The sequence below is a fragment of the Streptomyces sp. NPDC051051 genome (genome assembly GCF_040682975.1).
GTDB lineage: Bacteria > Actinomycetota > Actinomycetes > Streptomycetales > Streptomycetaceae > Streptomyces.
On record NZ_JBFBCB010000017.1, the window covers coordinates 123,857 to 135,330 of the forward strand.

At 70.9% G+C, this 11,474-nt stretch carries 8 protein-coding genes; 1 reads left to right on the forward strand and 7 read right to left on the reverse strand.

Going from position 1 to position 11,474, the window contains the following annotated elements:
* Window positions 1-5: 5 nt before the first annotated feature.
* From AB0N31_RS15665 to AB0N31_RS15695, 7 genes are all read right to left on the reverse strand, one after another.
* Window positions 6-1,832, reverse strand: coding sequence for a branched-chain amino acid ABC transporter permease (locus AB0N31_RS15665; protein WP_366058910.1), 1,827 nt, complete (start codon window positions 1,830-1,832; stop codon window positions 6-8).
* Window positions 1,833-1,837: 5 nt separating this feature from the next.
* Window positions 1,838-2,770 (reverse strand): branched-chain amino acid ABC transporter permease, encoded by a 933-nt coding sequence (locus AB0N31_RS15670; RefSeq protein WP_366058911.1) that lies wholly within the window; start codon window positions 2,768-2,770, stop codon window positions 1,838-1,840.
* 108 nt (window positions 2,771-2,878) lie between these two features.
* Window positions 2,879-4,108 (reverse strand): branched-chain amino acid ABC transporter substrate-binding protein, encoded by a 1,230-nt coding sequence (locus tag AB0N31_RS15675; RefSeq protein ID WP_366058912.1) that lies wholly within the window; start codon window positions 4,106-4,108, stop codon window positions 2,879-2,881.
* A gap of 288 nt (window positions 4,109-4,396) precedes the next feature.
* Window positions 4,397-5,014, reverse strand: a complete 618-nt coding sequence (locus AB0N31_RS15680; RefSeq protein ID WP_366058913.1) for a Tat pathway signal sequence domain protein — start codon at window positions 5,012-5,014, stop codon at window positions 4,397-4,399.
* A complete protein-coding gene (locus tag AB0N31_RS15685; RefSeq protein WP_366058914.1) occupies window positions 5,011-5,337 on the reverse strand; it encodes a hypothetical protein in 327 nt (108 codons plus the stop codon). The genes AB0N31_RS15680 and AB0N31_RS15685 overlap by 4 nt, the downstream gene beginning before the upstream one ends.
* A gap of 284 nt (window positions 5,338-5,621) precedes the next feature.
* A complete protein-coding gene (locus AB0N31_RS15690; RefSeq protein ID WP_366058915.1) occupies window positions 5,622-6,104 on the reverse strand; it encodes a hotdog fold thioesterase in 483 nt (160 codons plus the stop codon).
* A gap of 69 nt (window positions 6,105-6,173) precedes the next feature.
* Complete coding sequence (locus AB0N31_RS15695) at window positions 6,174-8,453, reverse strand: FdhF/YdeP family oxidoreductase (protein ID WP_366058916.1); 2,280 nt, start codon at window positions 8,451-8,453, stop codon at window positions 6,174-6,176.
* A gap of 203 nt (window positions 8,454-8,656) precedes the next feature.
* On the opposite strand from AB0N31_RS15695, the gene polA reads away from it, so the two are divergent.
* Window positions 8,657-11,383: a DNA polymerase I gene (gene polA, locus AB0N31_RS15700; protein ID WP_366058917.1), complete on the forward strand. Its 2,727-nt coding sequence runs from the start codon at window positions 8,657-8,659 to the stop codon at window positions 11,381-11,383.
* Window positions 11,384-11,474: the final 91 nt, after the last annotated feature.

Consider the following 11,474-nt stretch of genomic DNA (forward strand, 5'->3'; position numbering starts at 1 on the left):
GGTGGTCAGGCCCCTGCCTTCGTCAGGACGGTGGGAGCTTCCGCGTCCTCGTGGAACTCGAGCTGACGTCGCCGGTTGGGGATGAGGCCCTCCGGGCGGAAGCGCATCAGGAGGATGAGCGCGAGGCCGAAGGCGAAGAGCTGGTAGTCGCCGAGGAACTGGAGCTTGTTGGGGATGAGGAAGAGCAGTGCCGCGCCGATGAGGGGTCCGCTGATGGTGCCCATGCCGCCGAGGACGACGGCGGCGAGGAGGAAGGCCGAGTTGGGCGGGATGGGACCGGCGAAGAGGTACTGCTCGGGCGTCACGGTGTAGGTGACGTGGGCCTGGACGGTGCCGGCGAGTCCGGCGAGCGAGGCGCCGACGGCGAAGGCGATCAGTTTGACGCGGAAGCCGTTGATGCCCATGGCGAGTGCGGCGGTCTCGTCCTCGCGGATGGCGACCCAGGCGCGTCCGATGCGGGAGTCGCCGCTGCGCCGGAAGACCAGGACGACGATCGCCGTGATGACGAGCATCAGGAAGAAGTAGTTGGCGAACCGGCCGATGGTGAATCCGGCGACGGCGTGCTCGGCCCCGAAGTCGAACCCGAGGATGTTGAGGTTCGGGATGGAGGAGATGCCGTTGGAGCCGTTGGTGACGTCGGGTCCGGAGGTGCCGTCGAGGTTGTTGGCGGTGATGCGGAAGATCTCGCCGAAGCCGAGGGTGACGATGGCGAGGTAGTCGCCGCGCAGCCGCAGGGTCGGGGCGCCGATGAGGACGCCGAAGACGAGCGAGGCGGCGGCGCCGACCAGGACGGCGGCCCAGAACGGGAAGTGCACGTCGAAGGGGGAGCTGGGGGAGCCGGAGACCATGGCCGCGGCGTAGGCGCCGACACCGAGGAAGGCGACGTATCCGAGGTCGAGCAGGCCGGCGAGGCCGACGACGATGTTGAGGCCGAGGGCGACGGTCCCGAAGATCAGGATGTAGACGCCGACGGTGGCGTACTGGTCGTCGGTCTGGGTGAAGGGGAACATCGCGGCCGCGACGAAGGCGCCGCAGATGGTGATGTTCTGGTGCCGGGCGGTGATCTGGGAGGCCTGGGCGACCAGGCCCGCCTTGTTGAGCGCGGCGAAGCCGAAGGCGGCGGTGATCAGGAAGCCGATGAAGAGTTCGTCGTACTCGGTGCCGATGCCGTAGGTGAACACGGTGAGGCCGAGGCCGAGGACGGCGACGATGATGAGGATCTCGGCGTAGGAGGGCAGGGCGCCGACGGGGCGGGCGGTGCCGCCGGCGAAGGCGGCCTTGGCGATGTCCCGGCCGCCGCGCAGGCGGTGGCGGAACAGCTCCCAGCCGGTGTCGTCCGGGTCGTGGGGTTCGGGCGCCGGCCGCTCGAAGGGGAGGGCCAGGGCGCCGAGGAGGGCGACCAGGGTGGCGAGGGCGGCGACGAAGCCGCCGGGCTCGAGGTTGACGACGCCGCCGAGGTCGACGGTGATCGCGACGACCGTGTACCAGACGGTGGCGAAGGCAGCGAGGGCGGAGAACTTGATCGCGCCGTCGGCGCCGGCCGGGGTGAGCCAGCCGAGGCCCTTCACGCCGTAGGAGGACAGGCCGAAGAGGGTGGTGAGGGCGCCGCCGATGAGGGCGAGGACCTGGAGTCCGCCGGGGTAGCCGTAGACGGTGAGGTCGCCGGGGAAGGCGGCCGTCCAGGTCCAGGCGAGGAAGGTCGAGACGACGGTGAGGGCGCCGCCGCCGGTGGCGAGGGCACGGCCGAGGTGCTCCGGGATGCCGATGAGGCCGGTGGCCGGCGCGGCGGCGGGGGTGCTGGGGGTCCCGGGTGCGGTGGTCTGTGTGGTCATCGGTGTCACGCCCTGTCCGCGACGCGTTCGCCGAGCAGGCCCTGTGGCCTGAACAGCAGTACGAGGATGAGAAGTACGAAGGCCCAGACGTCGGCCCAGGACTGGCTGCCGAACTTGTCCATGCCGGGGATGTCGGCGATGTAGGCGGTGGCCAGGGTTTCGGCGATGCCGAGGACGACGCCGCCGATCATGGCGCCGTAGATGTTGCCGATGCCGCCGAGGACCGCCGCGGTGAAGGCCTTGAGGCCGAGGATGAAGCCCATGCGGTAGTCGATCTGGCCGTACTTCAGGCCGTAGGCGACACCGCCGACGGCGGCGAAGATCGCGCCGAGGGCGAAGGCGATCACGATGATGCGGTCGGTGTTGACGCCCATGAGCTTGGCGGTGTCCGGGTCCTGGGCGGTGGCCTGCATGCCGCGTCCGGTGCGGGTCTTCATGACGAAGTAGGCGAGGACGGCCATGCTGATGGGGGCGGCGGCGAGCAGGAAGACGTCGCCGGTCTGGATGGTGATGCCACCGATGTGGAAGGGGCCGCCCTCGATCTGCGGGAAGGTGCGGGCGGACTTCGCTTCCGGGTACCAGGCCCAGACCGCCTGCTGGAGGGCCAGGGAGAGGCCGATGGCGGTGATGAGGGGGGCGAGCCGGGGTGCGCCGCGCAGGGGGCGGTAGGCGAACCGTTCCGCTCCGATGGCGACGAGGGCGGCGACCAGCATGGCGCCGATGAGCATGAGCGGCAGGGCTATCCACATGGTCGTGCCGTTGGGCAGTACCCAGAGGTAGACGGAGAGAGCCCCGAAGGCGCCCGTCATGAAGATCTCGCCGTGGGCGAAGTTGATGAGCTGGACGATGCCGTAGACCATTGTGTAGCCAATGGCGACCAGCCCGTACATGGATCCCAGTAGCAGGCCGTTGACCAGCTGCTGCGGCAGTTCGTTCACCGCATGTCCTCCGAGACGTTCGGATGTTTTCGACGGATGTGTCCGGATGTGGGTCCGCGCGGGGCGCCAGTGGAACAGCGCCCCGCGCGGCTCGGTGATGCGGGTGGGTCAGCCGGTGTAGGTGCCGGACTTCACCGACTTCCAGGCACCGTTCTCGACGGCGTACACGGTGAGCTGCTTGTTGGTGGCGTCACCGAACTCGTCGAAGGAGACCTTGCCGGTCACACCGTCGAAGGAGACGTTCTGCATGGCGGCCGTGACCTTGGCGCGGGCGTCGTCCGGGAGCTTGCCGTCGTTGTCGTCGACGACCTTCTTCACGGCTTCGATGATCGCCCAGGCCGAGTCGTAGGAGTAGCCGCCGTAGGCCTCGAAGGCCTCCTTGTAGCCCTCGGCCTTGTAGTTGGCCACGAACTCCTTGGCGGAGGGCAGCTCCTCGACCGGCGCGCCGACCGAGGTGGCCAGGTCACCGGCGGCGGTGGCGCCGGCCAGCTTGATGAAGTCGGCGCTGTAGATGCCGTCGCCGCCGACCACGGGGATCTTGGCGCCGGCGGCCTTGATCTGCTTGCTCAGCGGGCCGGCCTGCGGGTACTCGCCGCCGTAGTAGACGACGTCGGCGCCGGAGTTCTTGACCTTCGTGGCGATGGCCGAGAAGTCCTTGCTGTCCGGGTTGATGTGCTCGGTGCCCGCGACCGCGCCGCCGAGCTTCTGGAACTCCTTGGTGAAGGTGGCGGCCAGGCCGGCGCCGTAGGTCTTCTTGTCGTCGATGACGAAGACCTTCTTCTTCTTGGCGTCGTTGAACAGGTACTGGGCGGCGAACGGGCCCTGGACGGCGTCCGTGGTCGCGGTGCGGAAGTACGAGTTGTAGACGCGCTTCTTGGAGTTCTGCCAGTCGGTGCCCTGGGTCAGCGCCGGGTTGGTGTTGGCCGGGGAGACCTCGACCAGCTTGGCGTCGTCGAAGACCTTCTGCATCGACTCGGCGACGGAGGAGTTCAGCGGGCCGACCACGCCGAGGACGGACTTGTCGGCGACCAGCTTGGTGGCGTTCTGCTGGCCCGAGGACGGCTGCGCCTGGTCGTCGAGCGCCTCGATCTTGAAGGTGACGCCGTCGACGTACTTCTTCTTGTTGGCCGTCTTGGCGGCCAGGTCGACGGAGTTCTTGATGCCGAGGCCCAGCGCGGACAGGTCGCCGGTCAGCGGGGCGTCGACGCCGATGGTGACGGTGGTGCCGCCGCCGCTGTCGGAGCCCTTGTCGTCGCTGTCGCGCGAGCCGCAGGCAGTGAGGGTGAGTGCTCCCGCGGACAGCGCAGCGGTGATGGCGATAAGCGAACGTTGACGCACGTTCCAGTCCTTTCCCTGGGCGGCCCTCCCCCCTGGAAGAGGCCGAGTCGAGCGCTGGGGCCGAAGGGGTATTCCAGCTGCGCGGTGACTGGCCGTGACTCTAAACGGGTGAAGGTAACGCGGAGGAGGCTCTGGCCCATGCTGTGACTCTCTTGTTATGACACGAGGTAATGCAGAGCGGTACTCAGAGGGTGGAACCGTGGAATTCAGGCCGATTCGCCCTGTCTGCATGCTGAGAATCCGCAGGACGGACCCTGATGGTTTCAGGCGTCTCAGCCGTTTTGGTGATTACGAAGATTCGTTGCTACAGGCGACTTGTAGGGCCTGGGAGAGGTCCCGCGCGTACCGGGAGCCGAGGATGAAACTGTGGTCCTGCATTGCGCGCGCATTACGCAGAGTTACGTCCAGGAAAGGCAGTCCGGCATCCCTCGGTACATTTCCGCAATCCGTCACATGCATCGTGATGACGATCTTGCGGGCGGAACCCGCTTTTGTGCGGAAAGGTGAACGCGGCGTCGACGTCAGGAAGATGCCGGCGTACGGCTGCGCCAGCCGCGTCGTCGTGACCGGCGGACCCGACTCCACGCTGAGCAGCACCTCCAGCGCGAACGTCCGCGGCCGGGTGCCCGGTGGCACCGCGAGCGGCCCCAGGTACGCGAGGTCCACGACCTGGGACGGGAACGGCGGTGCCGGGACGGCCCGTTGGCGCTCCTGCGGCCGGGTCGCCCAGAGCAGACCGCCGCCGGCCAGGAGGGCGAGGGCCGTCAGCGCCCCGAGCACGGCCCGGCGGTGACGCCCGGGGAACAGGGCCGGCCGGAGGCGCGAGGTGCCCGCCCCCCGGCCATCCTCGGCCTCCCACGCGCGCGTGCCCTCACCCGGCTCGACGGGGCCGACTCCGCCGCTCACCGCCACGGACCCCCGTCCGGGGTACCGGAGCGGTACCGGGCGACACAGTCCTCGCGCGCCTGACGGCCGATCAACTCGTCGGCGGCGCGGGCACCTTCGCGTTCCTTCGCGGCTCGCGCGGCGTCCACGACCGACCGCAGGATCTCGTACTGGCCGCCCGAGAGGCCCATCGACTGGTAGTCCCCGTAGCCGCCGCCGTCCAGCACCTCGCGCGACCAGTGGGCGACGATCCGGGCGCACAGCACCTCGGGCGGAGTCGCGGAAGGCGCCGGGGTGGCCCGCGCCCCGGCGGCGCCGGGACCGGCGCAGGCCGTCGCCAGCACGCCCGCGCCGAGGACCGCCCCGAGCCACCGCGCCGCCCCGGGGCGGCGTGCGGCGGCGGACCGTCGGAGCGTCCCGGGGCGCCGCCCCGGCTCCGGCCGGCATGCCGCGGGTGGTCGTGCCGATCCGGTTCGCTGTGCCGGTTCGGTTCGTCCTGCCGTCGCGGTCCGTCGTGCCGCCCCCGGCCGAAGGGGCCCTCCCGTCGCCATCCCCCGACGCTAGGCCGCGGAGGCGGCAGCGGGCAACGGGCGGAGAGGGCCGGGGGAGGGGAGGAACGCCGGTGCGGTCAGCCGGCCGCGGGCGCGGCGTCCCCGGGGTTCAGGTCTCGCAGCAGGCACGTCAGCCGCGCCGTGCACACCCGCTTGTCCGCCTCGTCGCTGATCACGATCTCGTACGTCGCCGTGGACCGGCCCCGGTGCACGGGCGTGGCCACGCCGGTGACCAGGCCGGAGCGGGCGCCACGGTGGTGGGTGCAGTTGAGGTCGACACCGACGGCGATCTTGGAGCTGCCGCCGTGCAGCATGGCGCCGACCGAACCGAGGGTCTCCGCCAGCACCGCGGAGGCACCGCCGTGCAGCAGTCCGTACGGCTGGGTGTTGCCCTCGACGGGCATCGTGCCGACGACCCGCTCGGCGGACGCCTCGACGATCTGCACGCCCATGCGGGTGCCCAGGTGCCCGGCGGAGAAGAGGGCGCCCAGGTCTATGCCGAGCGCCGCGTACTCGTCGACGACCTCCTGCGGGAACTTCACGTGCTGCTGCTCGCCCATCGGGACCTGCTCCGTTCGTCGTGACCCGTGTCGTGACCGGTACGGGGACCGTGTCGGCTGAGCAAACGCTCAGTCGGTCGCCGATTGTTCCAGACGGACGACGACGGACTTGCTGGCCGGGGTGTTGCTCGTGTCCGCGGTGGCGTCCAGCGGTACCAGGACGTTGGTCTCCGGGTAGTACGCCGCCGCGCAGCCCCGCGCCGTCGGGTAGGACACCACCCGGAAGCCGGGCGCCCGCCGCTCCACCCCGTCCCGCCACTCGCTCACCAGGTCCACGTAGGAGCCGTCGGCGAGGCCGAGCGCCCGGACGTCCTCGGGGTTGACCAGGACCACCCGGCGGCCGTTCGTGATGCCCCGGTAACGGTCGTCCAGCCCGTAGACGGTGGTGTTGTACTGGTCGTGCGAGCGCAGCGTCTGCAGCAGGAGACGGCCCGCGGGCAGCTCGGGGAACTCCACCGGCGCGGCCGTGAAGTTGGCCTTGCCGGTGGCCGTGGGGAAGCGGCGCTCGTCGCGCGGGGCGTGCGGCAGCGCGAAGCCGCCGGGGCGGGCGACGCGCGCGTTGAAGTCCTCGAAACCGGGGATCACGCGCGCGATGCGGTCCCGGATCGTCGCGTAGTCCTTCTCGAACTCCTCCCACGGCACCCGGCTGTCCTCGCCCAGCACCCGGCGCGCCAGCCGGCACACGATGGCCGGCTCGGACAGCAGCCGCGCGCTCGCGGGTGCCAGCCGCCCGCGGGAGGCGTGCACCATGCCCATGGAGTCCTCGACGGTCACGAACTGCTCGCCGCCGCCCTGCACGTCGCGCTCGGTACGGCCGAGCGTCGGCAGGATCAGGGCACGCGCGCCCGTGACGACGTGCGAGCGGTTGAGCTTCGTCGACACGTGCACCGTCAGCCGGGCCCGCCGCATCGCCGCCTCGGTGACCTCCGTGTCGGGGGAGGCGGACACGAAGTTGCCGCCCATGGCGAAGAAGACCTTCGCCTCGCCGTCCCGCAGCGCCCGGATGGCCCGTACGACGTCGAAGCCGTGCTCGCGCGGCGGCGCGAAGCCGAACTCCCGCTCCAGGGCGTCCAGGAAGGCCGGGGCCGGGCGCTCGAAGATGCCCATGGTGCGGTCGCCCTGCACGTTCGAATGGCCGCGCACCGGGCAGACGCCCGCGCCCGGACGCCCGATGTTGCCGCGCAGCAGCAGGAAGTTGACCACCTCGCGGATGGTCGGCACGGAGTGCTTGTGCTGGGTGAGGCCCATCGCCCAGCACACGATGACGCGCTCCGAGGCCAGCACCATGTGCAGGGCCTCCTCGATCTCCGCGCGCGTGAGCCCGGTCGCGGCGAGCGTCCCGTCCCAGTCCGCCTCGCGGGCGGCCGCGGCGAACTCCTCGTAGCCGTGGGTGTGCTCGGCGACGAAACGCTCGTCGACCGCGCCCTCCGTCTCGAGGATCAGCTTGTTGAGGAGGCGGAACAGGGCCTGGTCGCCGCCGAGGCGGATCTGGAGGAACAGATCGGTCAGGGCGGCGCCCTTGAGCATGCCCTGCGCGGTCTGCGGGTTCTTGAAGCGCTCCAGGCCGGCCTCGGGCAGCGGGTTCACGCTCACGATCCGCGCGCCGTTCGCCTTGGCCTTCTCCAGGGCGGAGAGCATCCGCGGATGGTTGGTGCCCGGGTTCTGACCGGCGACGATGATCAGGTCGGCCTGGTACAGGTCCTCGAGCAGGACGCTGCCCTTGCCGATGCCGATCGTCTCCACGAGAGCCGAACCGGACGACTCGTGGCACATGTTGGAGCAGTCGGGAAGGTTGTTGGTGCCCCACTCGCGCGCGAACAGCTGGTAGAGGAACGCGGCCTCGTTGCTCGTGCGTCCCGAGGTGTAGAACACGGCCTCGTCGGGGGAGGCCAGGGCCGCCATCTCCTCGGCGACGATGCCGAAGGCCCGCTCCCAGGAGACCGGCTCGTAGCGCTCGCCGCCCTCGGGCAGGTACATCGGGTGCGTGAGCCGGCCCTGCTGGCCCAGCCAGTAGCCGCTCCGGTCCGCCAGGTCGGCGACCGGGTGCGCGGCGAAGAACTCCGGGGTGACCCGGCGCAGGGTGGCCTCCTCGGCGACCGCCTTCGCGCCGTTCTCGCAGAACTCCGCCGCGTGCCGGTGGTCCGGCTCCGGCCAGGCGCAGCCCGGACAGTCGAAACCGTCCTTCTGGTTGACGCGCAGCAGCGTCAGCGCGGTCCGCCTCACCCCCATCTGCTGCTGGGCGACCCGCAGGGTGTGACCGATGGCCGGCAGCCCCGCCGCCGCGTGCTGCGGCTCGGCGACCTGCGGCGCGTCCTGAACCGGGTCGGCCTTGGGCGGCTTCGTTGCCATCGCGGCGCTCCTTCACTGACACGGGTGACCACTCCCACCGATCCTTGCACGCGACACCGACGGGGCGGGTGTGCGGGCGGGCGGGGTGCGGGAGCGATGGTCGCGGGGCCGCGGTGGCAGGGGAAGGGGGCTGCGGCCGCGCCCCGGGCCGCCGGAGGCACGCGTGGGCCGGAGTGTCGGTGGGGCGTGGCAGGATCGGGGGCGTGGCAGAAACAGCATCGAAGACGACCGAGAACACCTCCGGCGCCGGCCGGCCCCGCCTGATGCTCATGGACGGGCACTCGCTGGCCTACCGCGCGTTCTTCGCGCTGCCCGCGGAGAACTTCACCACCGCGACCGGCCAGCCGACGAACGCGATCTACGGCTTCGCGTCGATGCTGGCGAACACCTTGCGTGACGAGGCGCCCACGCACTTCGCGGTGGCGTTCGACGTCTCCCGCAAGACCTGGCGCTCCGAGGAGTTCACCGAGTACAAGGCCAACCGTTCCAAGACCCCGGACGAGTTCAAGGGCCAGGTCGAGCTGATCGGCGAGCTGCTCGACGCGATGCACGTCTCACGGTTCGCGGTCGACGGCTTCGAGGCCGACGACGTGATCGCCACGCTGGCCACCCGGGCCGAGGCCGAGGGCTTCGAGGTGCTGATCGTCACGGGCGACCGCGACTCCTTCCAGCTCGTCAGCGAGCACACCACGGTGCTCTATCCCACGAAGGGCGTCTCCGAACTGACCCGCTTCACCCCGGAGAAGGTCTTCGAGAAGTACGGGTTGACGCCCGCCCAGTACCCCGACTTCGCGGCCCTGCGCGGCGACCCGTCCGACAACCTCCCGGGCATCCCGGGCGTCGGCGAGAAGACCGCCGCGAAATGGATCAACCAGTTCGGTTCGTTCGCGGAACTGGTCGAGCGGGTCGACGAGGTCAAGGGCAAGGCCGGGCAGAACCTCCGCGACCACCTGGAGGCCGTCAAGCTCAACCGCCGCCTGACGGAGATGGTCCGCACCGTCGAGCTGCCCGGCACCGTCCTCGACCTCGAACGCGCCCCGTACGACCGTACGGCCGTCGCGATGATCCTGGACACCCTGGAGATCCGGAACCCGTCGCTGCGCGAACGGCTGCTCGCCGTCGACCCGGGCGACCGGGAAGCCGGGACGAGCCCGGCCGTCGCACCCGGCGTGGCACTGGACGGCACGGTGCTGGGCACGGGCGAGCTGACCGCCTGGCTCACCGAGCACGGCGCCGCGCCCCTCGGTGTGGCCACCGTCGACACCTGGGCGCTGGGCACCGGGGCGGTCGCGGAGGTCGCGCTCGCCGCGGCGGACGGACCCGCCGCCTGGTTCGACCCGTCCGAGCTGGACGAGACCGACGAGAACACCTGGGCCGCCTGGCTGGCGGCCGAGGACCGCCCCAAGGTCCTGCACAACGCCAAGGGCGCCATGCGCGTCTTCGCCGAGCACGGCTGGAGCGTCGCCGGCGTCTCCATGGACACCGCCCTGGCCGCCTACCTCGTCAAGCCGGGCCGCCGCTCCTTCGACCTGGAGGCGCTGTCGCTGGAGTACCTGGGCCGGGAGCTGGCCCCGCCCGCCGCGGCCGACGGCCAGCTCGCCTTCGGCGCGGACGAGGGCGCCGAGGCCGAGGCGCTGATGGTGCAGGCCCTCGCGATCCTCGACCTCGGCGAGGCCTTCCGCGGCCGGCTGGAGGAGGTCGGCGCGGCTGACCTCCTCCAGGACATGGAGCTGCCCACCTCCACCCTCCTCGCCCGCCTGGAGCGGCACGGCATCGCCGCCGACCGGGCGCACCTGGAGGCCATGGAGCAGATGTTCGCGGGGGCCGTCCAGCAGGCGGTGAAGGAGGCGCACGCCGCCGCCGGGCACGAGTTCAACCTCGGCTCGCCCAAGCAGCTCCAGGAGGTCCTCTTCGGAGAGCTGGGGCTGCCGAAGACGAAGAAGACCAAGACCGGTTACACCACGGACGCCGACGCGTTGGCCTGGCTCGCCGCCCAGACGGACAACGAACTCCCGGTGATCATGCTCCGCCACCGTGAGCAGGCCAAGCTCCGCGTCACCGTCGAGGGCCTGATCAAGGCGATCGCCGCCGACGGCCGCATCCACACCACCTTCAACCAGACGGTCGCCGCGACCGGCCGCCTGTCGTCCACGGACCCCAACCTCCAGAACATCCCGGTCCGCACGGACGAGGGCCGGGCGATCCGGCGCGGGTTCGTCGTCGGCGAGGGCTTCGAGTCCCTGATGACGGCCGACTACAGCCAGATCGAACTGCGGGTGATGGCCCACCTCTCCGAGGACGAGGGCCTCATCGAGGCGTTCACCTCCGGCGAGGACCTGCACACCACGGCCGCCTCCCAGGTCTTCAGCGTCGAGCGGGACGCCGTGGACGCGGAGATGCGCCGCAAGATCAAGGCGATGTCGTACGGCCTGGCGTACGGCCTGTCGGCGTTCGGGCTGTCCCAGCAGCTGAACATCGACGCGGGGGAGGCCCGCGCCCTGATGGACGCCTACTTCGAGCGGTTCGGCGGGGTGCGGGACTACCTGCGCCGGGCGGTCGAGGAGGCCCGGGCGACGGGCTACACGGCGACGCTCTTCGGGCGTCGCCGCTACCTCCCCGACCTCAACAGCGACAACCGCCAGCGCCGCGAGGCGGCCGAGCGCATGGCCCTCAACGCACCGATCCAGGGCACGGCGGCGGACATCGTCAAGATCGCCATGCTGAAGGTGGACGGGGCCCTGCGCGAGGCGGAGCTGAAGTCCCGCATGCTCCTCCAGGTCCACGACGAAATCGTCCTGGAGATCGCCCCCGGCGAGCGGCCGGCCGTGGAGGAACTGGTCCGCCGGGAAATGGCCGGCGCGGTCCACCTCAGGGCCCCCCTGGACGTCTCGGTGGGCGCTGGCCCCGACTGGGAGTCGGCAGCCCACTAGGGCGTGTTTCGAAAGTCCCGTCTGCCCGGCGACGCCTGGCACGCACGCTCGCCGCGTTGTCGGGGTCGCCCCGATACAACCAGTATCGGGG

What these genes read in the sequence shown, in the direction of transcription:
- AB0N31_RS15665 (WP_366058910.1), bottom strand. Translation starts at nt 1,832, where the DNA reads ATGACCACACAGACCACCGCACCCGGGACCCCCAGCACCCCCGCCGCC.
- AB0N31_RS15690 (WP_366058915.1), bottom strand. Translation starts at nt 6,104, where the DNA reads ATGGGCGAGCAGCAGCACGTGAAGTTCCCGCAGGAGGTCGTCGACGAG.
- AB0N31_RS15695 (WP_366058916.1), bottom strand. Translation starts at nt 8,453, where the DNA reads ATGGCAACGAAGCCGCCCAAGGCCGACCCGGTTCAGGACGCGCCGCAG.